Here is a 21,905-nt window from a genome sequence, read left to right as displayed (position 1 = left end):
AGCGTGCCGCCGCAGCGGTTCAGAACGGCTTCAGCGCGGTTTCAGGCCGCCGGGGGCGGTTTCAGGTGGGGTGAAACCGCAGGTGGGCGGGGGGATGCAGGACCGCGGAGGTCGTTCCATACATTTCCCATAGGAAAGGTGGCTAAGGTCCCCGCATGGTTTCCACTGGCCCGATCATCATCGCGGGAGCCCTGGTCGGCTTCGCCGTAGGACTCACCGGCATGGGCGGCGGAGCCCTGATGACGCCGATCATGGTCATGGTGTTCGGGGTGAACCCGACGGCGGCGATCGGCAGCGACCTGGCCGCGTCCGTGTTCATGAAGCCGTTCGGCGCGCTGGTGCACCAGCGGGCGGGCACGGTGCGCTGGGACATCGTGCGCTGGCTGCTGCCCACCGCCGTCCCGGCCGCCTTCGGTGGCGTGTTCCTGCTCCGCGCCCTCGGCGACGGCGACGACCTGCAGCAACGCGTCAAGTACGTCGTCGGTACGGCGCTGATGCTCGCGGTCGTCGGCATGCTCACCCGCCTGTGGCTGGACCGCCGCCGCGCCGCGACGGCCGACGAGGACGCCCATGTCCCGGTACGGCCCGTGGCCACGCTGCTCATCGGGCTGGTGGGTGGGGTGATCGTCGGGATGACCTCGGTCGGCTCGGGTTCCCTGATCATCGTGATGCTGATGCTGGCCCACCCGCGCCTGAAGGCCAACCACCTCGTCGGTACGGACCTGGTGCAGGCCATCCCGATGGTGGCCGCCGCCGCCCTGGGGCACCTGCTCGTCGGCGACGCCGACCTGGGCCTCGCGGCGACGCTGCTGATCGGCGCCATCCCCGGCGTCCTGGCCGGCTCCGTCATCTCCAGCCGGGTCTCGGGGTCCGCGGTGCGCTGGGCCCTGGTCGTCCTGCTCACCGGGTCCGGGCTGTCGATGCTGAAGGCGTCGTCCACCGCCATCGTGCTGGGATGCCTGGGCATGGCGCTCCTCGGCACCGTGGTCAGCCTGCGTGACCGGCGCTTCGCCGCCCGCCACCCCGAGGGCTCCGCGCCGGTGTCGGAGGCGCCCGCGGGGGCCGAGACGGCGGGCGTCACGGGCGGCTCCGGCTGACCACCGGTGCCGCCGGGCCCCGGGTGGCCCGGACTCCACCTTCGAGGGCCGGCAGCTGAAGGTCAACTACTCGACCAACACCCCGGCCCTGTCCCAGGAGCACACCGGCACGGAGGTCCGGATCGCGGCCCAGGGCCCGCAGGCCTACCGCGTCCTCGGGGTCACCAACCAGACGGACCTGTTCACGACGATCCGCGAGGCCCTGCGCCTGCGCTGACCGGCGCACCCGAGTCGGACGGGCGGCCGCCACCGTCCGCCCGACTCGCGGGTCCCGCCTCCTGCGCGCGACCATGGGCGTACGTCGACCCCGGGCGCCCCAGAAGGAGCGGGCATGAGACGGAACCGACTGCTCACCTCGGCCGCGGCGCTGACCACGGCCGCCGCACTGGGCCTGGCGGTGCCCCGTACCGCCGTGGCCGCCGCCGATCACCAGGGCTGCGCGTACGTGTCCTCGGACTACCGGCCGACCCTCGGGTACGGCGCCACCGGGGCCGCGGTCAGCCAGGCCCAGTGCCTCAGCAACGCGTGGGGCGGACAGCCGCCCGAACTCGCCCCGGACGGGGTCTACGGCACGGCCCTGCAGAAGAAGATCGAGTGGATCCAGGTCTGCCACGGCCTGCCGGAGAGCGGCGTCATCGAGGGCCGCACCTGGCACGCGCTGTACCACCCGGCGCTGGACTGCTACGTGCCGTACCCGAGCTGAGAACCGCCGCTGTCCCGCCCCTGTCCCCCGCTTCTGTCCACAGGCTCGCAACCGCTTTCCGGCCGCGCCGGTTAGGGTGTGGTTAAAGAAATCGCAAAGGACGAGCCGGACGAGACAGGGAGACAGCCTTGGGGGCGCCACGCCTGAGCAGGACACCGTTGCCGGGAATCGGGGTCCGTTACGACCTCACGACACGGGAACAGCGCAAACTGTCCGTGGTGGCCCACCGGGACGGCTCACGGATTCTGAGCGCCTACCACCAGGACGATCCCGACGCCTGCGCGCTGTCGATGCGGCTGTCCTCGGGGGAGACGGCGGCGCTCATCGACGCGCTGATGCCGACGCACCACAGCCCGAACCTGCTGTCCACCACCGACCTGGGGCTGGTGGCCGAGCGGATCGAGCTCACCGCCACCTCGTACTGGAACGGCCGGCTCCTGGGCGAGACCCGGATGCGGACCGAGACGGGCGTCTCCATCGTGGCCGTGCTGCGCCGCGCCGACGCGGTCCCCTCCCCCACACCCGACTTCCGGCTCGCCGGCGGGGACACGCTCATCGTCATCGGCACCCGCGAGGGCGTCGACGCGGCCGCCGCGATACTCGGGCGGGAGTGAGCCGTCGTGCACGACTCCTCCGTGTTCCTGATCGAGTTCGGGGCGATCATCCTCGGCCTGGGCCTGCTCGGCCGGCTCGCCGGACGCTTCCGGTTCTCGCCCATACCCCTCTATCTGCTGGCCGGTCTCGCCTTCGGCAAGGGCGGGCTCTACCCGCTCGGCACCAGCGAGGAGTTCGTGGCGATCGGCGCCGAGATCGGCGTCGTCCTGCTGCTGCTCATGCTCGGCCTGGAGTACACCGCCAGCGATCTCGTCTCCAACCTCAAGACCCAGTACCCGGCGGGCCTGGTCGACGCCGCGCTCAACGCGGTGCCCGGCGCCGCCATGGCCCTCCTGCTGGGCTGGGGCCCGGTGGCGGCGGTGGTGCTGGCCGGTGTCACCTGGATCTCCTCCTCCGGCGTCATAGCCAAGGTCCTCGGCGACCTGGGACGGCTCGGCAACCGGGAGACCCCGGTGATCCTGAGCATCCTGGTCCTCGAGGACCTCTCCATGGCCGTCTACCTGCCGATCCTCACCGCCCTGCTGGCCGGCGCGGGCCTCGCGGCGGGCAGCCTCACCCTCGCCATCGCGCTCGGCGTCGCCGGGCTGGTCCTGGTGGTCGCCGTCCGCTACGGCCGGCACATCTCCCGCTTCGTCTCCAGCGACGACTCCGAGAAACTCCTCCTGGTGGTCCTCGGCCTGACCCTCCTCGTCGCGGGCATCGCGCAGAAACTCCAGGTCTCCGCCGCCGTGGGCGCGTTCCTCGTCGGCATAGCGCTCTCCGGCGAGGTGGCGGAGGGCGCCCACCATCTGCTCGCGCCCCTGCGTGACCTCTTCGCCGCCGTCTTCTTCGTCTTCTTCGGCCTGCACACCGACCCGGCGAGCATTCCGCCCGTCCTCGTGCCCGCGCTCGCCCTGGCGGTCGTCACCGCGCTGACGAAGATCGCGACCGGCTACTGGGCCGCGCAACGCGCCGGCATCTCGGCGAAGGGCCGCTGGCGGGCCGGCGGCACCCTCGTCGCCCGCGGCGAGTTCTCCATCGTCATCGCGGGCCTCGCCGTCACCGCCGGCATCGAACCCGACCTGGGCCCCCTGGCCACGGCCTACGTCCTCATCCTCGTCATCCTCGGCCCCCTCACCGCCCGCTACACCGAACCGCTGGCCCGCCGCCTCACCCGCCGCTCCGGCACAGCGGAGCCTCTCGCGGCCGGGGTCACGATCCCGCACCCGGCCACCGAGGCCACGGCGGAGGACCAGGACACGGTGGGCCGGACGTGATCAGGTGCGGAGCTGATCAGGACCGGCCCGCGACGGGGTGGTGGTAGGTCTTCGTCAGCCGGCCGGCCTCTCCCTGTGATCCGTCAGTTGTTCCAGGTCTCGTCGTACGGGTCGGCCGGGGTCGGGATCGGTGTGGCCTCGGTGACCTTGAGGAACGGGATCGGGCCGTTGTTGACCGGGTCGTGGGTCTCGCGGGCGATGTACGTGCCCGTCACCTGGAGCCAGGAGTCCGGCTGGAGGACCGGGGGGATCGTGCCGGTCAGGGCCACCTTCACCGGCTGGGCGTCCGCCGCACAGCAGTTGAGGGCCATGCGGACCAGGTAGGGGGTGCCCTTCGAGTCGAGGGCCACGAAGCCCGTGATGCGGACGCTGCGGCCGTCGAGCGAGCGGCCGTGGTCGTACACCGCGCGGCCCGCGTAGTCGACCAGGTTGAGGGGGATCGGGTCGCTCTTCGGCAACTTCATGTAGCCGTACGGGTGTTGCAGGGCCGTGCCGGTGCGCATCGCGCTGTAGGAGCCGAGCGCGGGCGGCGCGACGAGGATCAGGGCGAGGAGGGGGAGGACCAGGAGCCAGGAGATACGGGGTTCGGGGTGGGTATGGGCGGGGGCCTCGGCGCGCGAGGCCTTGTCACGGCTACGGCTGCGCCGCCACTCATACCACGCCGTCGCCAGCGCCGAGATGATCAGGACCACGCCCGCCGCCAGGACCAGCGGGCGCAGGCCCGCCTTGACGTACCGCAGGTAGAGGTCGGTGCCGCCCGCGTGCAGCAGGGCCGCGCCCACCAGGAACATCACCGCCGCCTGGGCCTGCCGGTTCACAGCAGCACCGCCCCGGTCAGGACCGCGCCCGCGATCGCCGCCGCGAAGGTGGCCGGGGCGAAGCGCAGCGCGAAGCCGCGGCCGAAGGTGCCCGCCTGCATCGCGAAGAGCTTGAGGTCGATCATCGGGCCCACGATCAGGAACGCCAGCTTCGCGGTGAGCGAGAACTGGGTCAGGGAGGCCGCCACGAACGCGTCCGCCTCCGAGCAGATGGACAGCAGGACGGCCAGGATCGACAGGGCCAGGATCGCGACCACCGGGTTGCCGGCGGCCGTGCGCAGCCACTCCGCGGGGGCCACCGCCTTCAGGGTCGCCGCCGCCATCGCGCCGAGGACCAGGAAGCCGCCCGCCTGCATGGTGTCGTGCCGGACCGAGGACCAGAACGCCTCCCCCTTGGTCTCGCCCTCGTGGTGCGCGTGCGTCGGCAGCCGCAGCCAGTCGGTGCGGCCGAGCCGCTGCCACAGCCAGCCCATCGCGCACGCCACCAGCAGACTGCCGGCGAACCGGCCCACCACCATCTCCGGGTTGCGGGGGAACGCCACCGCCGTCGCCGTCAGCACGATCGGGTTGATCGCGGGGGCGGAGAGCAGGAAGGCGATCGCCGCGGCCGGGGTGACACCCCGGCGGACCAGGGCGCCGGCCACCGGGACCGACGCGCACTCGCAGCCCGGGAGCACCACACCGGCGAGGCCCGCGACCGGTACGGCCAGGGCCGGGCGGCTGGGCAGGGCGCGGGCGAAGAAGGCCGGGGGCACGAAGACCGCGATCGCCGCGGAGAGCAGGACGCCGAGGACCAGGAAGGGCAGCGCCTGGACGACCACCGCCACGAACACCGTCATCCAGCTCTGCATCACCGGCTTGGACAGCGCGCCGCGCACCGGGCCCTGGAAGACCACGAACACGAGGAGGAGCAGGGTCAGGGCCAGCGGGGAGTTGAGATGCCAGCCCTCCTGGTCCGGACGGTCGGGGCGGTCGCCACGGCTCGGCGGCTCGTCGTGGGGGGCCTGCCCGGGCGGGGCGGCCTTCTCGGTGATGGCCACGGGTGGGATACCTCCGGCACTTCGGTCAGATCCGGGATTATGCTCCCTCCCCCTCCCTACGGGCGGTCGGGGGCGGTTGTTCACTTCGTTGCTGGAACCATGCGTCCCGTTGAGGCAGTCTTTTCCCTCGTGGCGAGCGTTCCGTATCAGGGTGGTGGAGGCCGGGCGCCCATGGTGGTGTGCGGGGACGACGGACTCGCGCACCGGCTGGCGGCCGAGTTGCGCACGGTCTACGGCGAACAGGTCACCCTTGTCGTACCGCCGAACGTGCGGACCGCCCGGCCGCCGGTCGTCGGACGGGCCCGGGCGGCATCGGCCGCGCTGCTCGACCGGGTGGTCAGCGCCACCGTGGGGCGGGGCAACGGCAACGGCGGGAACGGGGCCAACGGCGGGAACGGGGGCACCGGGCCGGTCGCCGGTGAAGGGCCGCGCGGGGAACGGGTGTTGGAGGCCGTCGAGGCCACCGAGGCCGTGCTCGCCGAGGCGGGCGTGGAGCGGGCCGCCGCGCTCGCGCTCGTGTACGACGACGACGAGACCAACATCCGGGCCGCCCTCACCGCCCGCCGGCTGAACCCGCGTCTTCGGCTCGTACTGCGGCTGTACAACCGGCGGTTGGGCCAGCACATCGAGGAACTCCTGGACCAGGCGGCCACGTTGGCCATCGGGGATGCGGACGGCGGCGGGGGCGACGCCTCCACCACCGTGCTCTCCGACGCCGACACCGCCGCGCCCGCGCTCGCCGCCACCGCACTCGCCGGGCACGGCAAGCTCATCCAGACGGACGGGCTGGTGCTGCGGGCCGTGGAGCTGCCGCCGGGGGCCGGCGCCCGGCAGGACGACGGACAGGAGCTGTTCCCGCTGGCGTTGCTCTCGCCGAACAACACCGGGCCCGATCCCGCCGACGGCGCTGGGGAGCAGGGGCCGCGGCTGCTGCCCGACGACGCGGCGGTACGGGCCGCGGGCGAGCGGGGTGTGCTGGCGCTGGAACAGGTGTCGTCGTCGGCGGGTCCGGCTGCGCCGGGGGGCCGCGGGGTCGGGGTCGTGCCGCCGCTCGCCTCGCTGTTCTCGCGGCGGCTGCGGTGGACGCTGGCCGGGCTGGTGGCGTGCGTGGTCGCGCTCGCGGTCGCGTTGTCGGTGGTGACGGGCATTCATCCGGTACGGGCCTTCTACTACACGCTCCTCGACCTGCTCGCCATCGACGATCCCGCACTCAAGGCCTCGCTCGGCCGGCAGTTGCTGCAGTTGCTGTCGGCGCTGGTGGGGTTGCTGTTGCTGCCGGTGCTGCTGGCGGCGGTGCTGGAGGCGCTGGGTACCTTCCGGACCGCGTCCGCCTTGCGGAAGCCGCCGCGGGGGCTGGGCGGGCATGTCGTGCTCCTCGGGCTGGGGAAGATCGGGACGCGGGTGCTGACGCGGCTGCGGGAGCTGCATGTTCCGGTGGTGTGCGTCGAGTCCGACCCCGAGGCGCGCGGGCTGGCGGTGGCGCGGCGGCTGCGGGTGCCGGTGGTGCTGGGCGATGTGACCCAGGAGGGGGTCCTGGAGGCCGCCAAGATCCATCGGGCGCAGGCGCTGCTCGCGGTGACCAGCGCGGACACGACGAATCTGGAGGCCGTGCTGTACGCGCGGTCCGTGCGGCCCGATCTGAAGGCGGTGCTGCGGCTGTACGACGACGACTTCGCGACCGCCGTGTACCGGACGTTGCGGGCGGCGCATCCGCAGGCCATCACCCGGAGCCGGAGTGTGTCCTATCTGGCGGCGCCGTCCTTCGCGGGGGCGATGCTGGGGCGGCAGATCCTCGGGGCGATTCCGGTGGAGCGGAAGGTGTTGCTGGTGGCGGTGGTGGAGGTGGGCGGGCATCCGCAGTTGGAGGGGCGGACGGTGGAGGGGGCGTTTCGGGCGGGGGCTTGGCGGGTGCTGGCGCTGGAGGGCCGACAGGGGGTTGTCGATGGGGGGTATGTGTTGCGGGGTGGGGATCGGGTGGTGGTTGCCGCTACTCGGAGGGGGCTGGCGGAGTTGTCCGGACGGGTGCCGCCCACCCACCCACCCGACTCGCTCAGTTGAGAGGTGAGGGTGGAGGGTGGGGGGTTGCTGCGGTGGTGTGGATGTGTGCGGGTGGGTGGGGGCTGGTCGCGCAGTTCCCCGCGCCCCTAAAGGGGCGCTTAGCCCCCCGGCACTGAAAAGTGCGCCCAGCCCCAGCCCAGCCCGGCCCGGCCCGGCCCCTAGACCGACGCCTCCGCCGTCGCGCCGTTCAAGTGGCGTTCCGCGAACTCCATTTCCAGTCTGAGTTGCTTGATGCGTTCGTCGACGACGAGGGAGCCGTGGCCGGCGTCGTAGCGGTAGACCTCGTGGGGGGCCGAGCGGGCGGCGAGGCGGTGGACGTAGTTGTCGATCTGGCGGATGGGGCAGCGGGGGTCGTTGAGGCCGGCGGAGATGTAGACGGGGGCCTTGACGTCGTCGACGTACGTCAGGGGCGAGGAGGCCGCGAAGCGCTCGGGGACCTCTTCCGGGGTGCCGCCGAGCAGGGTGCGGTCCATCGCCTTCAGTGACTCCATCTCGTCGTGGTACGCGGTGACGTAGTCCGCGACGGGGACGACGGCGATGCCCACCGCCCAGGAGCCGGGCTGGGTGCCGAGGCCCAGCAGGGTCAGGTAGCCGCCCCAGGAGCCGCCGGTGAGGACCAGCCGGTCGGGGTCGGCCAGGCCGGACTCCACCGCCCAGTCCCGTACCGCCGCCACGTCCTCCAGCTCGATCAGGCCCACCCGGTGCTTCAGCGCGTCCGTCCAGGCGCGGCCGTAGCCCGTGGAGCCCCGGTAGTTGACGCGGACCACCGCGTAGCCGTGGTCGACCCAGGCCGCCGGGCCCGCCGCGAAGCCGTCGCTGTCGTGCCAGGTCGGGCCGCCGTGCAGGTCGAAGACGGTGGGGAGGGGGCCGGTGGCGCCCACCGGCTTCTGGATCAGGGCGTGGATGGCGCCGCCGGGGCCCTCCACCCACGCGTCCTCGACCGGCACCGACGGGGGGCACTTCATGCCGGGCGGGTCGAGGACGATCTCGCCCGTCGTGGAGCGCACCACCGGCGGCTCGGCGGCGGAGGACCAGAGGTACTCGACGGTGCCGTCGGGGCGGGCCGTGGCGCCGGAGACCGAGCCCGGCGGGGTCGGGATGCGGGTCAGCGCGCGCGTGGCCAGCTCGTAGCGGAACAGCTCGCTGCGGGCCTTGTGGCTGTGGGCGACGAGCAGGGCGCTGCCGTCCGGGTACCACTCCGCGCTCACGTCGCCCGGCAGGTCCAGGATCAGGTCCGTCTGCTCGCCGGTCGCGACGTCCCAGACCAGCGGCTCCCAACGGCCGCGCCGCTGGTGGCCGATGAGCAGCCTGGGGTCGCCCTCGACCGGGGCGAAGCCGAGCACCTCCAGGCCGAGTTCCTCGGTGCCGCCCTCCGTGTCGTCCAGCTCCGCGACGGTCGTGCCGTCCGGGCGGACCACGCGCAGCGCCGAGTGCATCGCGTCGCCGTGCTCGGTGTGCTCGATCGCGATCAGCGCACCGTCGTGGGAGAGGTCGCCGACCCCCGCCGACTCGTGGTGGCGGTAGATCTCCAGGGGCTCCTGCCCCGTTCCGACCAGGTAGATCGACGTACCCTCGTCGTCCGTCGAGCGGCCCACGACCGCCGTACGGCCGTCCCGGCCCAGCGCCAGACCGGAGGGGTAGGACGGCTCCAGGCCCGGCGCCGCCGCCTCGTCCGGGCCGCCCTCGAAGGGCTGCCGGCGCCAGACACCGAACTCGTCGCCGTCCTTGTCGTCGAACCACCAGATCCACGCGCCGTCCGGGGAGAGCAGCCCGTCCGTCGTGCCGTTCGGCCGGTTCGTCGCCTGGCGCTGCTCCCCGCTGGCGCGGTCCCAGGCGTACAGCTCGTACGTCCCCGTCGCGTTCGACACGAACAGGGAACGGTCGGGGGCGTCCTCCGCCCAGTCCGGCAGGGAGACCCGAGGGGCGCGGAAGCGCTTCTCCCAGTCCGGCATGTCGCTCTCACTCATGGCCGCAGTCATGGCCCCAATAGTGCCTGTCCGCGCCCCCAATGTGCCGAGGAGCGTCCGCAGCCTGTGGATAACTTTGCGTGCGGTGAGCCGCACGGCGCCCACCCCGCGCGAAATCGCCCCTTCATCGCCCCGTACCGTGGACGGTGTGTACCGCTTTCTGCTGACACCCCGCTGGTGGGGCATCAACGTTTTCGTGCTGCTCGCCATCCCGTTCTGCATCTTCATGGGGTCGTGGCAGCTGAGCCGCTTCGAGGCGCGGGTGGAAGCCCACCGCAGCGCCGACGAGCAGGTCGAGACGGCCCGCACGGAGGCGGCCCGGCCACTGGCCGACCTCCTCCCCGTCGACCAGTCGACCTCCGGCAAGCGGGCCACCGTGAGCGGCCGGTACGCCAAGCAGCTGCTGGTGCCCGACCGTCAGCTCGACGGCAAGGACGGCTTCTACGTCCTGACCCTGCTGCGCACCGACTCCGGCCAGGCCCTGCCCGTCGTGCGCGGCTGGCTGCCCGGCAAGGCGGACACGGCCGAGGCGCCCGCCCCGCCCGCCGGCGAGGTCACCGTCACCGGCGCGCTGCAGGCCTCCGAGACGCCCGGGGACAACGGCGTCAGCAACCAGGGCGGGCTGCCGTCGGGGCAGACGGCGGCGATCAGCTCGGCCTCGCTGGTGAACCTGGTGCCGTACAAGGTGTACGACGCCTGGATCACCCTCGACAAGGCCGACTCGGGGATGACGGCCGTGCCGGCGACCGCGCCGGACAACTCGGGGCTCGATCTGAAGGCGTTCCAGAACCTCGGCTACACGGGTGAGTGGTTCGTGTTCGCGGGGTTCGTGGTGTTCATGTGGTTCCGGCTGCTGCGCCGCGAGGTGGAGTTCGCACGCGACGCGGCGCTGGGGATCGTGCCGGAGGAAGAGCCCGTCGAGATCAGTGCCTGAACCGAAGGCCTGAACCGAGGGCCGAGTCGGGCCCGGAGCTGAACGTCGAACCAGGTTCCGAGCCGGAGCCCGAGCCGTTGCCCGGGCCCGGGTGTCACGCCTGTGCCGCCAGCACCCCGGTCCAGTAGACCGTCCCGGCGCAGGCGTTCGGCACCGTCGCGGAGCCGGTCGGGGACCCGGCTTCGGGGGTGTACGAGACCGCGATGCTGCCGTCGGCCGTGCCGTCCTCGGTGAGCAGCTGGGTGGTGGTGCCGTCCGTCCCGGAGGTGGTCGTACCGGTGCTGCTGCCGGTGTCCCCGGAGGGGCTCGGGGAGGCTGTCGTACCACCGGTGTCGGTGGAGCCGGTGGAGCCGCTGCTGGAGCCGGCGGTCGGGCAGGTCTCCAGCGGGACGAAGCCGAACTTCTCCTCGTAGGCGGCGCCGGGCGCCAGGACCAGGCCGGTGAGCTCGGTGGACGGGTCGGGCAGCCCGGCCGCCGCGTCGCCCGAGGCGTGCCGGGCGGCGTAGATCTTGGTGCTGTCGGCCGCGCCCTGGGCGAGCAGGGCCACGCTGCCGGGGCCGCCGACGGTACAGCTGGTGGTCGAGACGTTCAGGACCCGGAAGGTGCCGTAGACCACGCCCGTCGAGTCGGGGGCGGCGACGGTGGAGGTCGGGGTGGAGAGCTGGGCGGAGGTGCAGACCGGGGCGCTGCTGGCGGCGCTGGCCGTGGGGACGACCTTGGTGCCGCCGGCGGTCCCGGTGCTCTCGCTCTTGCCGGGGTCCTTGGGGCCGCCGGGGCTCTGGTCGGTGGTCTGGCCGCTGGAGCCGCCCACGGTGCCGGCGCCGCCGTCGGGGTTCTTGCCGCCGGTGGCGCCGCCCTGGGCCTCGGAGGCCTGGCCGGCCATGGAGGTGTTGGGGTCGGCGCCGCCGGAGTTGGAGACGTGCACCAGGGCGGGGATCGCGGTGCCGATGAACAGGGCGGCGGCGGCCATGCCCACGGCGGCCTGGCGCTTGCGGGCGCGGCGGGCGGGTACCGCGCGGCGCAGGTGGTCGAGGGCGCCGTCGCGCGGTGTGAGGTCGTCGACCGCGGTGTGCAGCAGCCGGCGCAGGGCCAGCTCGTCCCGGTCGAGCCCGTCCGGGGTGTCGGGGCCGTCGGCGGCGGGCCCGAAGCCGGGGCCGAGCCCGCTCCGGGTCCCCTCAGGACCCTGTCCGAGGCCCTCCGGGCCCTTTTCGTCGGGGCCGTGGTTCACAGTTCCGTTCCCAGCGTGCGATTGCGTGTGCTCTTGCTCGTGGTCTCGCGCCGGCTCGCGCCGGCCGGCAGGTCTGTCGCCAGGCCCGTCGTCCCGCGCCGGCTCCCCCGAACCGTGCGACTCGTCCGAACCAGGTGACTCGTCCGAACCGGGCGATCCGTGACCGGCGACACCGTGTGGCCCGCGCTCGGCGCGCGCCGCACCGTCCCCTGTCGGCTCGTGCCAAGCGTAGGGCTCGTGGCGATCATGCGAGTCGCCTCCCTCCGGGCTGTCCGTCATGCCGACGCCTCCATGGCCACCCGCAGGGCCGCGATGCCGCGTGAGCCGTACGCCTTCACCGAGCCCAGCGAGATGCCGAGCGTCTCGGCGACCTGGGCCTCGGTCATGTCGGCGAAGTAGCGCAGCACGAGGACCTCGCGCTGGCGGCGCTGCAGCCCCTTCATCGCCTTGATCAGGTCGCGCCGCTCCAGCTGGTCGTAGGCGCCCTCCTCGGCGCTCGCCATGTCGGGCATCGGCTTGGAGAGGAGCTTGAGGCCGAGGATGCGGCGGCGCAGCGCGGAGCGGGAGAGGTTGACGACCGTCTGGCGCAGGTAGGCCAGGGTCTTCTCCGGGTCACGGACGCGTTTGCGGGCGGAGTGGACGCGGATGAACGCCTCCTGGACGACGTCCTCGCAGGAGGCCGTGTCGTCGAGGAGGAGGGCGGCGAGGCCGAGGAGGGAGCGGTAGTGCGCCCGGTAGGTCTCGGTGAGGTGGTCGACGGAGGTACCGGCGACCACGGTCTCCTCGGCGCCGTCGCGCTGGCTGGGTATGCGGGTGGGCCGCGCTGCGGGCATGGGCGCGATCACCGGCATGCCGCCGGACGCGCCGGGCCTGCGGGGACGCAGGCCGGCGAGGGGCGGCCGCAGGGCCGTCGCGCCACGGGGCGCACTGAGTTCGAGTACCTCTGCCACGCAAGTTGGACACGTCTACCCCCGTCGGGGTTGTACGTGCCGGGCATCACTTTTGCGACAGGTGCGCTGGACGGGTTCGCGCCGGGTACGCCGGGATGGCCGGCCGGCCCGGTCGTCACCGTTCTTCGCGCGTCCGGCAGTACACCCGACGGTGCCTCAAATGCCGCCATGCGTCCCGCTCTTCCCCTATGTTCCATTATGAACGGGCGTCCCCACGCCCCGATCACGGCGTCCCCACGCCAGGATCATGCGTCCTCACGGCCCGAGGACCCGGAGGTCCGGGGCCGGCCGCGTAAGCGCCCCGTAAGAGGGCGATCGCAAAGACGCTCCCCGCCGTCCGCGTGGTTGCGGAGGACGGGGAGGAAAATCTTCGAACGGCGAGGGGTCGGTGTTCAAGAGGTCCGGACCATGCTCCCGGCCACATTTTTTATGCAGGTCCTACGCGTGGGCCCGCTCCCACCGGTGACGTGTCCCGTGGTCACCGACTGTTCACGCAAACTCCGCCATACCTGAACGGCCAGTCAGTTCGGCAGCCACCAGCTCGGCGATCTGCGCGGTGTTGAGAGCTGCGCCTTTGCGAAGATTGTCCCCGCACACGAAGAGTTCGAGCGCGGTCGGGTCGTCGAGGGCCCGCCGGACCCGCCCGACCCAGGTCGGATCCGTGCCGACCACGTCGGCGGGGGTCGGGAACTCCCCGGCGGCCGGGTTGTCGAAGAGGACCACACCCGGGGCCGTGTCGAGGATCTCCCGGGCCTTGTCGACCGTGACCTCGCCCTGGAACCTGGCGTGGACCGTCAGCGAGTGGGTGGTGACGACCGGGACCCGGACGCAGGTCACCGCGACCGGCAGCTTCGGCAGTCCGAGGATCTTGCGGGACTCGTCCCGCACCTTCATCTCCTCCGAGGACCAGCCGTCCTCGCGCAGCGACCCGGCCCACGGTACGACGTTCAGCGCGACCGGCTCCGGGAACGGCCCGGTGAGGTCCCCGACCGCCCGCCGTACGTCACCGGGCTTGGTGCCCAGCTCCGTACCGGCGACCATGGACAGCTGGGCCCGCAGTGTCTCCACCCCGGACCGCCCGGCGCCGCTCACCGCCTGGTACGACGACACCACCAGCTCGCGCAGCCCGAACTCGGCGTGCAGCGCGCCCAGGGCGACGATCATCGACAGGGTGGTGCAGTTGGGGTTGGCGATGATCCCGCGCCGCCGGGTGCGGGCGCAGTGCGGGTTGACCTCGGGGACGACCAGCGGCACCTCGGGGTCCATCCGGAAGGCCCCGGAGTTGTCCACCACGACCACACCGCGCGCGGCGGCGACCGGCGCCCAGCGCGCGGACACCTCGTCGGGCACGTCGAACATCGCGACGTCGATGCCGTCGAAGGCCTCCTCCGACAGCGCGACGACCTCGATCTCCTCCCCGCGCACGGCCAGCTTGCGGCCGGCCGAGCGCGCGGAGGCGATCAGGCGGATCTCGCCCCAGACGTCCGCCCGCTGGGACAGGATCTGGAGCATCACCGTGCCGACCGCCCCGGTCGCACCCACGACCGCGAGCGCCGGCTTGCCGGTCATCGGCCGGTGCCTCCGTAGACGACCGCCTCGTCGGAGTCGGAGTCCAGCCCGAAGGCGGTGTGCACGGCGCGGACGGCCTCCGGCACGTCGTCGGCGCGGGTGACGACCGAGATACGGATCTCGGAGGTCGAGATCAGCTCGATGTTCACGCCCGCGTCGGACAGCGCCTCGAAGAACGAGGCCGTGACGCCCGGGTTGGTCTTCATCCCCGCGCCGACCAGCGAGATCTTCCCGATCTGGTCGTCGTAGCGCAGCGAGTCGAAGCCGATGCCCGCGCGGTTGCGCTCCAGCGCGTCGATGGCCTTGCGGCCCTCGGTCTTGGGGAGCGTGAACGAGATGTCCGTCAGACCGGTGGCCGCGGCGGACACGTTCTGCACGACCATGTCGATGTTGATCGCGGCATCGGCGATGGTCCGGAAGATGGCGGCGGCCTCACCCGGCTTGTCGGGCACACCGACGACCGTGATCTTGGCCTCGGAGGTGTCGTGCGCGACACCGGAGATGATGGCCTGCTCCACCTTCTTGTCCCCAATCGGCTTGCTGCTGACCCACGTGCCCTGCAGTCCGCTGAAGCTGGACCGGACGTGGATCGGGATGTTGTAACGGCGCGCGTACTCCACACAACGGTGGAGCAGCACCTTGGAACCGGAGGCGGCGAGCTCCAGCATGTCCTCGAAGGAGATCCAGTCGATCTTCCGCGCCTTCTTCACCACGCGCGGGTCGGCGGTGAACACACCGTCGACGTCGGTGTAGATCTCGCAGACCTCGGCGTCGAGGGCCGCGGCGAGCGCCACGGCGGTCGTGTCGGACCCGCCGCGCCCCAGCGTGGTGATGTCCTTCTTGTCCGCGCTGACGCCCTGGAACCCCGCCACGATGGCGATGTTGCCCTCATCCAGCGCCGTCCGGATCCGTCCCGGCGTGACGTCGATGATCCGGGCTTTGTTGTGGACCGAGTCGGTGATGACGCCTGCCTGGCTGCCGGTGAACGACTGGGCCTCGTGGCCCAGGTTTTTGATCGCCATGGCCAGCAGGGCCATGGAGATACGCTCTCCGGCGGTCAGCAGCATGTCGAACTCACGCCCGGCAGGCATCGGGGATACCTGCTCGGCGAGATCGATCAGCTCGTCCGTCGTGTCGCCCATCGCGGAAACGACGACAACCACCTGGTTGCCGTTCTTCTTCGCTTCCACGATTCGCTTGGCGACGCGCTTGATGCCCTCGGCATCGGCAACGGAGGAGCCTCCGTACTTCTGCACGACAAGGCCCACGTGCGCTCCTCGCTCGGTTCGTTTGTGTCGGCTCAGTTTAACGAGCGTCCGAATTCCACCGGCGTGCTCCCGCATGGTGAGACATCGGCCGCGTCCCGAACCTGCCCAGGGAACGGCAGGCCACGCGGAAAGTGCCCTGGCTCACAGTGGCGGCCGTGAGCCGGGGCGACCGTGAATTAAGTTTCAAGAATTAAGGTACGGGGCGTGCGCGTACTTCTGGTGGAAGACGACGAGCCGGTGGCGGAATCCCTCCGGCGCGGCCTGAAGCGGTACGGCTTCGAGGTCGAGTGGGTCACCACGGGCGCCGCCGCGCTCGCCCACCCCGGCCCCTACGACGTCGTACTCCTCGATCTCGGCCTGCCCGACGGCGACGGCCTCGACATCTGCAAGGCGCTCCGGCAGCGCGGCGACGTGCCGATCATCGTGATCAGCGCGCGCAGCGACGAGACGGACCGGGTGGTCGGCCTGGAGCTGGGCGCGGACGACTACGTCTCCAAGCCGTTCGGGGTGCGCGAGGTCATCGCCCGGATAAGGGCGGTGCTGCGCCGCACCCGGTCGCCCGGCCAGGCGGGCGGCGGCCCGGACCGCTACGGCGCCCGTCTCACCGTCGACCGCAAGGCCGCCCGCGTCCACCTGGACGGCGCGGAGGTGGCCCTGGCCCCCAAGGAGTACGACCTGCTGGCCTTCCTCACCGAGGAGCCGGGCGCGCTGATGTCGCGCGAGCAGATCATGGAGGCCGTCTGGGACGCGAACTGGTTCGGCCCGACCAAGACCCTGGACGTGCATGTGGCGGCCCTGCGCCGCAAGCTGGCCGGGGCGATCACCATCGAGGCCGTCCGGGGTGTCGGCTTCCGCCTGGAGGTAGCCGGGGACACCCCGTGAACCGCCAGCTCATCCGCAGCTACATCCTGCTGGTCGCGGTCGCGATCCTGCTCTTCACCGTCCCGGTCGCCTTCACCCTCACCAAGCAGCTGCGCGACGACACGGAGCTCTCCGTCCTGCGCGAGGCCAAGACCATGGCACTGCTGCTGGGCGGTGACGACACCATCTCCTGCGAGGCGCTGACCGAGGTGGCGAAGGCGTACGACCGCGAGTCCCCCGGCACGGTCCAGGTGGCCCCCGGCGGCAGCTGCGCCCCGGACCTGCCGAGGCCCGCCGCCGACCCGGCGCTGACCCGCGCGGTGAGCGGCAACACGCCGACCACCGACTGGGGTTCGGACTTCATCTGGGGCAGGCACCTGACGGTCACCGTCCCCGCCCGGGGCGACGCGGCCGTACGGATCGTCTACTCGACGTCCGACATGACGACCCGGCTGTGGCAGATCTGGGGCTTCCGGGCCGGCCTTGCGGTGCTCGTGCTGGCGGCGGCCGCGGCGATCGGCGCGGTGGCCGCCCGCCGGATCACCCGCCCGCTGCGCGCACTCAACTCCATGGCGAGCAAGTTCAGCGACGGCGACCTCACCGCCCGCTCCCCCGTGACCGGCCCGGCGGAGACCCGGACCCTCGCCCACACCCTCAACCAGGGCGCGGAACGCCTGGACACCCTGGTCGCCTCGCAGCGCATCTTCGTGGCGGACGCCTCCCACCAACTGCGCACCCCGCTCACCGCGTTGCGCCTGTCCCTGGACAACATCGCGGACGGGGTCGACGACGAGTTCGTCCGCGAGGACGTGGAGCAGGCGACGGCGGAGGTGGTCCGGATGAGCCGCCTGGTGAACGGGCTGCTGGTGCTGGCACGGGCGGAGGCGAAGGTGACGGCGCCCGAGCCGCTGCAGCTGCTGGACATCGTCGAGGAGCGCCTCGGCGTGTGGAGACCGGCCGCCGACGAGCGCGGAGTCCACATCGCGCTCAGGGGGAGTGCCGACGGCCGGCCGACCGTGCTGGCCAGCCCCGGTCATCTGGACCAGGTGCTGGACAACGTGCTCTCGAACGCCCTGGAGGTGTCACCGGACGGCGGCACGATCACCGTCCGGGTCGACGCCGGCCCGGACGAGGTGACGCTCTCCGTCCTCGACGAGGGCCCGGGTATGACGGACGCGGAGAAGTCCCGCGCCTTCGACCGCTTCTGGCGCGGCCAGGGCCTGACCGGCCGCTCCGGCTCGGGCCTCGGCCTGTCCGTCGTACGGCAGTTGCTGACGGACGACGGCGGCACGGTGACCCTGCGGGACGCGCCCGGCGGCGGGCTGTGGGTGCTGATCACCCTTCGGGCATCGCCGAGGAGTGGTGGTTGACGATCAGCCACTTCCCGCCGCGCTTCTCGTACTCGTAGGTGTACCGGGCCTCGACCACCCGCTTGGCGCCGGTCTTCGGGTCGGTGAGCGTGAACGCGTAGATCCCGGTGTCGATGGCCGAGTTGCCGTCGAGCACGTTGATGATGGTCCGCTTCTTCTCGCCCACCGGCTTGTTCTGCAGGAAGTGCTCGAAGTAGTCGACGATCTGGGCGTGGTCGGTACGGATCTTGTTGCTGACGGTCGGCAGCAGCACCGCGTCCTTGGCGTAGAGGTCGGCGACCTTCTCCGGATCGCCGGTCCGCAGGGCCGCGTTCCACCGGTCGAAGAGGCCGGCGATCTGCTTCTTGCTGGGCTGCTGCGGGGACCGGGAGCCGCCGGCCTGGCTGACCCCCGCGCTCACCGTGGCGGCGGTGACGAGGGCGGTGGCGGTGACGACGGCGGCGCGTATACGGGTCTTACGGGTCGTGTGGGTCATGACCAAAGACTCTCTTTCCGCTGGTTAGCGCCCGTGCAACGGACGTACAGCGGACGTGCAGGACTCATCCAATCCCCGTCGCCCGGCCGCGCAGCAGGCTGACGCCGGCACCGAGCGACACGACCCCCATCCCGACGGCGGTCAGCACGCCCTGCGCCCCGTCGACGACGAAGGGGGCGACGGCGGCGACGACGAGATTGAAGAGGAAGAGGAACCACAGGACGGGGCGGGAGGAGAGCAGCGACTTCATGGGAAGGTCCTCGTTGTCTGGTGAACTGATGGGCCGGCCTGGCGAGATCAACGATTCCGTGTCCCGGGGACGGCAACGAGGGAGCGCACTGCCGGACCGCTGGTGTAGGCAGGTACACCATGACGGCGCTGATCCTTCTCACCGGCATCGTGCTGCTGGGCGCGAGCGTGCAGTGGCTGACCGGCATGGGCTTCGCGCTGGTCGCCGTACCGGCCCTGATCCTCCTGCTCGGACCCGCCGAGGGGGTGTCGCTCGCCAACTGCGCGGCGGGCGCGATCAGCGTGGTGGGCCTGGCGGGCGGCTGGCGCCGGGTGCGTCCGGCGGCGATGGTCCCTCCCCCAGCCTCCGGCCGGGCGGTGCCCCCAGCGCGGCGGCGGCCTGCACGGTCCCTGCCGGCACCTGGCTGACCCGCCGACTCCCGCCCCCGGCACTCCTGCTGACGATGGGGGCGCTGGTGACGGCGGCGGTGCTGCTGGTCATGCGGGGCGCCCGGGTCCCGGCCCTGCGCGGCCGGGGCGGCGCGCTCACGGCCGGCGCCCTGGGCGGCTTCATGAACTCGGCGGCGGGCGTGGGCGGCCCGCCGATCTCCCTCTACGCCCTCAACGCGGGCTGGACGGTACGGGAGTTCGTCCCCAACGCCCAGTTCTACGGCGTCGTCGTCAACGCGTTCTCGGTGACCGCGAACGGGGTCCCGGACCTGACCACGGCGGAGTGGACGGCGGTGGGCGGGGCGATGCTCGCCGGTGGGCTGATCGGCAGGACCGTCGGCGACCGCCTGCCTGAACACCACGCCCGCCGCCTGGTCCTCCTGCTGGCCCTGACGGGCGGGGTCACCGCGGTGGCCAAGGGGGTCTGGACGTGGTGATCAGCCGTCACCCCGCACCGGCGCACTGCCGCGCCCCCGGCTCCGACCGCTGAGCTCGGCGTCGAAGGTCTCCTGGGCGACACGCATGGCCTCGGCGTACGCCGGCTCCCCCAGCCGTTTCCACATCTCCTCCCCGGAGACGTCCTCGACCTGGGCGACCACCCACCAGATAGTGCCGAAGGGGTCCTTGATCCGCCCGCCGCGTTGTCCGAAGGCGTGGTCGGCGAGGGCAGTGACGACCTGGCCACCGGCCTCGACGGCACGCGCGAACGTGTCGTCCGCGTCGGCGACGAACACGCGCAGCAGGCTGGGCATGACGGGCCAGTCCGCGCTCCGGTCGAAGGCCAGGACGACGGTGTCGCCGATCCGGATCTCGGCGTGCCCGATCGCACCGGCCTCGGTGCGGACCCGCCCCAACTCCTCACCCCCGAACGCCCGGGTGACGAAGTCCAGGAACGCCCCGGTGTCATCGGTGACGACCCAGGGCGCGACCGTGGTGTAGCCCTCGGGTGTGCTGCCGGGCTGCGCGGGCATGGCGTTCCTCTCGCCGACGTCGGTGTCGTCGGCGACGGTAGGCCGCGATGAGGCCCGCCTGCGTCCTGGTCAGTCGGCCCGGTCGGTCTAGTTGGACGACTTGATGCCCAGCTGTCCGCCGATCTCCTGCTCCATGACCTGGCCCGCCTCGAACTCCAGGGTCTCGTCACCCATGGTGTCCTGGTCGGTGTCCAGGCCGTCCAGCTCGTCCAGGGGCTGGTTGAGGCGGACGTGGATGAGGATGGACTGGAGGGCGCGCAGGACCGCGGAGGCAGTGGGGCCCCAGTTGGAGAAGTAGGAGAACTGCCACCACCACAGGGCCTCCGTGGTGCGGCCCGCGCGGTAGTGGGCCATGCCGTGGCGGAGGTCGGTGATGATGTCGGCGAGGTCGTCCGAGAGACGGGCCGGGACAGGCGCCTTGCGGGGCTCGTACGGGTCGAAGACCTCGGAGTAGACGTCGATGGGCTCCAGGAGGCGCGCGAAGTTCTCACGGAGCTGGTCGACGTCCGGCTCCGGGCCCAGGTCCGGCTCGTAGCGCTCGTCGGGGACGATGTCCTCGTGGGCGCCGAGACGGCCGCCGGCCAGCAGGAGCTGGGAGACCTCCAGGAGGAGGAAGGGGACCGCCGAGTCCGGCTCGTCGCCTTTCGACACCTCCGTGACGGCCACCAGGAAACTCTCCACCTGGTCGGCGATCTGGACCGCGAAGTCGTCGGGGTTCTGCGCGGTCGCGTGCAGCGTGGCGTCAGACATCTAGGAGTCGTCTCCCCTCGAAGGCGCGGCCGAGGGTGACCTCGTCCGCGTATTCCAGGTCGCCACCCACCGGGAGGCCGCTGGCCAGGCGGGTGACCTTCAGGCCCATGGGTTTGATCATGCGGGCGAGGTAGGTGGCCGTCGCCTCGCCCTCCAGGTTCGGGTCCGTGGCCAGGATCAGTTCGGTGACCGTGCCGTCCGCCAGGCGGGCGAGCAGCTCCCTTATGCGGAGGTCGTCGGGGCCCACCCCCTCGATCGGGCTGATCGCCCCGCCGAGGACGTGGTAGCGGCCGCGGAACTCCCGGGTGCGCTCGATCGCGACGACGTCCTTCGGCTCCTCCACCACACAGATGACCGTCGGGTCGCGGCGGGCGTCACGGCAGATGTTGCACAGCTCCTCCTGCGCCACGTTGCCGCAGGTCGCGCAGAAGCGGACCTTCGCCTTCACTTCCAGAAGGGCCTGGGCGAGACGCCGTACGTCCGTCGGTTCGGCCTGCAGGATGTGGAAGGCGATCCGCTGCGCGCTCTTGGGACCGACGCCGGGCAGCCGACCCAGCTCGTCGATGAGGTCCTGGACCACGCCTTCGTACAACGGACTGCCCTTCCTGGAGTCTTTCGGTACGTACCGTAGTTGGCTGCCGCCTGTCCTAGGAAGGCGGTGCGGGTGTCGCGCGGGCGACGAACATCAGAACGGCGGGATCAGCCGAGGTCCGACGGGGTCAGAACGGCAGACCGGGGATGCCCGAGCCGCCGCCCAGACCCTGCGCCAGGGGACCCAGCTTCTGCTGCTGGAGCATCTGGGCGTTCTGGTTGGCCGCCTGCACGGCCGCGACGACCAGGTCGGCGAGGGTCTCGGTGTCTTCCGGGTCCACCGCCTTCGGGTCGATCTTCAGTGCGCGCAGCTCGCCGGAACCGGTCACGGTGGCCCGTACCAGGCCGCCGCCCGCCTGCCCGTCGACCTCCGTGTTCGCCAGCTCCTCCTGGGCCCGTGCCAGGTCCTGCTGCATCTTCTGGGCCTGCTGGAGCAGCTGCTGCATATTGGGCTGGCCACCACCGGGGATCACGATCAGCTCCTGGGTGTCGATTCTCGGTTGTCCCGTTGTGCATGAGCCTACGTGGTCGACGCAGCCATCGCCCCGCCACTCTTTCGAGTGAGAATCCCGGGGGCCCTATACCTGATCAAGGCCCACTTCTGGGCGGAAAAGAGACGAAAGCCGAGCCTTCGCCACCCATTGGGCGGTAGGAAGGGTTCCCGTCGTCAGCAGCCATGGTCGCGCCGAAACCATGCCCGAATCCA

Annotated in this window: 21 protein-coding genes and 2 pseudogenes; 10 read left to right on the top strand and 13 right to left on the bottom strand. The window is 71.9% G+C overall.

Going from position 1 to position 21,905, the window contains the following annotated elements; all coding sequences use genetic code 11:
- Positions 1-155: 155 nt before the first annotated feature.
- The 5 genes and pseudogenes from ACFZDK_RS13395 to ACFZDK_RS13375 all read left to right on the top strand — a co-directional run bounded on the left by ACFZDK_RS13395 (position 156) and on the right by ACFZDK_RS13375 (position 3,671).
- Positions 156-1,097, top strand: coding sequence for a TSUP family transporter (locus tag ACFZDK_RS13395; protein ID WP_390972135.1), 942 nt, complete (start codon positions 156-158; stop codon positions 1,095-1,097).
- A gap of 43 nt (positions 1,098-1,140) precedes the next feature.
- Positions 1,141-1,314: pseudogene (locus ACFZDK_RS13390) on the top strand (alkaline phosphatase); the annotation flags it as partial.
- 114 nt (positions 1,315-1,428) lie between these two features.
- Entirely contained in the window at positions 1,429-1,800 is a 372-nt protein-coding gene (locus tag ACFZDK_RS13385; RefSeq protein WP_390972134.1) for a peptidoglycan-binding protein, read from the top strand.
- A 128-nt stretch (positions 1,801-1,928) separates the two neighbouring features.
- A complete protein-coding gene (locus ACFZDK_RS13380) occupies positions 1,929-2,414 on the top strand; it encodes a TrkA C-terminal domain-containing protein (protein ID WP_365679661.1) in 486 nt (161 codons plus the stop codon).
- A gap of 6 nt (positions 2,415-2,420) precedes the next feature.
- Positions 2,421-3,671: a cation:proton antiporter gene (locus ACFZDK_RS13375; protein ID WP_390972133.1), complete on the top strand. Its 1,251-nt coding sequence runs from the start codon at positions 2,421-2,423 to the stop codon at positions 3,669-3,671.
- An 83-nt stretch (positions 3,672-3,754) separates the two neighbouring features.
- On the opposite strand, the gene ACFZDK_RS13370 is transcribed toward ACFZDK_RS13375, so the two are convergent.
- Both ACFZDK_RS13370 and ACFZDK_RS13365 read right to left on the bottom strand, forming a co-directional pair.
- Positions 3,755-4,489: a TIGR03943 family putative permease subunit gene (locus tag ACFZDK_RS13370; RefSeq protein WP_390972132.1), complete on the bottom strand. Its 735-nt coding sequence runs from the start codon at positions 4,487-4,489 to the stop codon at positions 3,755-3,757.
- Positions 4,486-5,529 carry a permease gene (locus ACFZDK_RS13365; protein ID WP_355712616.1) on the bottom strand — a complete coding sequence of 348 codons (1,044 nt, stop codon included), beginning with the start codon at positions 5,527-5,529 and terminating at the stop codon, positions 4,486-4,488. The genes ACFZDK_RS13370 and ACFZDK_RS13365 overlap by 4 nt, the downstream gene beginning before the upstream one ends.
- A 171-nt stretch (positions 5,530-5,700) precedes the next feature.
- On the opposite strand from ACFZDK_RS13365, the gene ACFZDK_RS13360 reads away from it, so the two are divergent.
- Positions 5,701-7,587: an NAD-binding protein gene (locus ACFZDK_RS13360; protein ID WP_390972131.1), complete on the top strand. Its 1,887-nt coding sequence runs from the start codon at positions 5,701-5,703 to the stop codon at positions 7,585-7,587.
- 158 nt (positions 7,588-7,745) lie between these two features.
- Here ACFZDK_RS13360 and ACFZDK_RS13355 read toward each other — a convergent pair whose 3' ends face one another.
- Positions 7,746-9,554: a prolyl oligopeptidase family serine peptidase gene (locus ACFZDK_RS13355; RefSeq protein WP_390972130.1), complete on the bottom strand. Its 1,809-nt coding sequence runs from the start codon at positions 9,552-9,554 to the stop codon at positions 7,746-7,748.
- A 148-nt stretch (positions 9,555-9,702) separates the two neighbouring features.
- Between ACFZDK_RS13355 and ACFZDK_RS13350 the strand changes: the two genes are divergently transcribed.
- Positions 9,703-10,488: an SURF1 family cytochrome oxidase biogenesis protein gene (locus ACFZDK_RS13350; RefSeq protein WP_390972129.1), complete on the top strand. Its 786-nt coding sequence runs from the start codon at positions 9,703-9,705 to the stop codon at positions 10,486-10,488.
- Positions 10,489-10,582: 94 nt separating this feature from the next.
- Here ACFZDK_RS13350 and ACFZDK_RS13345 read toward each other — a convergent pair whose 3' ends face one another.
- From ACFZDK_RS13345 to ACFZDK_RS13330, 4 genes are all read right to left on the bottom strand, one after another.
- Positions 10,583-11,716 carry a hypothetical protein gene (locus ACFZDK_RS13345; protein ID WP_390972128.1) on the bottom strand — a complete coding sequence of 378 codons (1,134 nt, stop codon included), beginning with the start codon at positions 11,714-11,716 and terminating at the stop codon, positions 10,583-10,585.
- 275 nt (positions 11,717-11,991) lie between these two features.
- Positions 11,992-12,666, bottom strand: coding sequence for a SigE family RNA polymerase sigma factor (locus tag ACFZDK_RS13340; protein WP_390972127.1), 675 nt, complete (start codon positions 12,664-12,666; stop codon positions 11,992-11,994).
- A gap of 489 nt (positions 12,667-13,155) precedes the next feature.
- A complete protein-coding gene (locus ACFZDK_RS13335) occupies positions 13,156-14,235 on the bottom strand; it encodes an aspartate-semialdehyde dehydrogenase (RefSeq protein WP_390972126.1) in 1,080 nt (359 codons plus the stop codon).
- Entirely contained in the window at positions 14,232-15,503 is a 1,272-nt protein-coding gene (locus ACFZDK_RS13330; RefSeq protein WP_390972125.1) for an aspartate kinase, read from the bottom strand. Before ACFZDK_RS13330 ends, ACFZDK_RS13335 begins: the two co-directional genes overlap by 4 nt.
- Positions 15,504-15,707: 204 nt before the next feature.
- Between ACFZDK_RS13330 and ACFZDK_RS13325 the strand changes: the two genes are divergently transcribed.
- Positions 15,708-16,385, top strand: a complete 678-nt coding sequence (locus tag ACFZDK_RS13325) for a response regulator (protein ID WP_390972124.1) — start codon at positions 15,708-15,710, stop codon at positions 16,383-16,385.
- Entirely contained in the window at positions 16,382-17,734 is a 1,353-nt protein-coding gene (locus tag ACFZDK_RS13320) for an ATP-binding protein (RefSeq protein ID WP_390972123.1), read from the top strand. Before ACFZDK_RS13325 ends, ACFZDK_RS13320 begins: the two co-directional genes overlap by 4 nt.
- On the opposite strand, the gene ACFZDK_RS13315 is transcribed toward ACFZDK_RS13320, so the two are convergent.
- Together ACFZDK_RS13315 and ACFZDK_RS13310 are read right to left on the bottom strand one after the other, a co-directional pair.
- A complete protein-coding gene (locus ACFZDK_RS13315) occupies positions 17,700-18,209 on the bottom strand; it encodes an SgcJ/EcaC family oxidoreductase (RefSeq protein WP_390972122.1) in 510 nt (169 codons plus the stop codon). The genes ACFZDK_RS13320 and ACFZDK_RS13315 overlap by 35 nt on opposite strands.
- Before the next feature lie 64 nt (positions 18,210-18,273).
- A complete protein-coding gene (locus tag ACFZDK_RS13310; protein ID WP_390972121.1) occupies positions 18,274-18,459 on the bottom strand; it encodes a hypothetical protein in 186 nt (61 codons plus the stop codon).
- Positions 18,460-18,578: 119 nt separating this feature from the next.
- Between ACFZDK_RS13310 and ACFZDK_RS13305 the strand changes: the two are divergent.
- Positions 18,579-19,324 (top strand): annotated as a pseudogene (locus ACFZDK_RS13305) (TSUP family transporter).
- Here ACFZDK_RS13305 and ACFZDK_RS13300 read toward each other — a convergent pair.
- The 4 genes from ACFZDK_RS13300 to ACFZDK_RS13285 form a co-directional block, all read right to left on the bottom strand.
- The gene (locus ACFZDK_RS13300; protein WP_390972120.1) at positions 19,325-19,858 is read right to left on the bottom strand and encodes a VOC family protein; all 534 of its coding nucleotides are present in this window, start codon (positions 19,856-19,858) and stop codon (positions 19,325-19,327) included.
- Between the two features lie 87 nt (positions 19,859-19,945).
- The gene (locus ACFZDK_RS13295) at positions 19,946-20,608 is read right to left on the bottom strand and encodes a DUF5063 domain-containing protein (RefSeq protein ID WP_390972119.1); all 663 of its coding nucleotides are present in this window, start codon (positions 20,606-20,608) and stop codon (positions 19,946-19,948) included.
- Entirely contained in the window at positions 20,601-21,200 is a 600-nt protein-coding gene (recR, locus tag ACFZDK_RS13290; RefSeq protein WP_046732256.1) for a recombination mediator RecR, read from the bottom strand. The genes ACFZDK_RS13295 and recR overlap by 8 nt, the downstream gene beginning before the upstream one ends.
- 127 nt (positions 21,201-21,327) lie before the next feature.
- Positions 21,328-21,672, bottom strand: coding sequence for a YbaB/EbfC family nucleoid-associated protein (locus tag ACFZDK_RS13285; RefSeq protein WP_390972118.1), 345 nt, complete (start codon positions 21,670-21,672; stop codon positions 21,328-21,330).
- Between the last annotated feature and the right edge of the window lie 233 nt (positions 21,673-21,905).

It is taken from the genome of Streptomyces sp. NPDC007901 (genome assembly GCF_042959465.1).
Classification (GTDB): domain Bacteria; phylum Actinomycetota; class Actinomycetes; order Streptomycetales; family Streptomycetaceae; genus Streptomyces.
The sequence above is the reverse complement of the archived record's forward strand: the minus strand, read 5'-3'. Positions and strand labels throughout refer to the sequence as shown.

Excerpts from the sequence above, each read along its gene's own strand:
- ACFZDK_RS13395 (WP_390972135.1), top strand. The coding sequence starts at position 156 with ATGGTTTCCACTGGCCCGATCATCATCGCGGGAGCCCTGGTCGGCTTC.
- ACFZDK_RS13385 (WP_390972134.1), top strand. The coding sequence starts at position 1,429 with ATGAGACGGAACCGACTGCTCACCTCGGCCGCGGCGCTGACCACGGCC.
- ACFZDK_RS13360 (WP_390972131.1), top strand. The coding sequence starts at position 5,701 with ATGGTGGTGTGCGGGGACGACGGACTCGCGCACCGGCTGGCGGCCGAG.
- ACFZDK_RS13355 (WP_390972130.1), bottom strand. The coding sequence starts at position 9,554 with ATGAGTGAGAGCGACATGCCGGACTGGGAGAAGCGCTTCCGCGCCCCT.
- ACFZDK_RS13335 (WP_390972126.1), bottom strand. The coding sequence starts at position 14,235 with ATGACCGGCAAGCCGGCGCTCGCGGTCGTGGGTGCGACCGGGGCGGTC.
- ACFZDK_RS13315 (WP_390972122.1), bottom strand. The coding sequence starts at position 18,209 with ATGACCCACACGACCCGTAAGACCCGTATACGCGCCGCCGTCGTCACC.
- ACFZDK_RS13310 (WP_390972121.1), bottom strand. The coding sequence starts at position 18,459 with ATGAAGTCGCTGCTCTCCTCCCGCCCCGTCCTGTGGTTCCTCTTCCTC.
- ACFZDK_RS13300 (WP_390972120.1), bottom strand. The coding sequence starts at position 19,858 with ATGCCCGCGCAGCCCGGCAGCACACCCGAGGGCTACACCACGGTCGCG.
- ACFZDK_RS13295 (WP_390972119.1), bottom strand. The coding sequence starts at position 20,608 with ATGTCTGACGCCACGCTGCACGCGACCGCGCAGAACCCCGACGACTTC.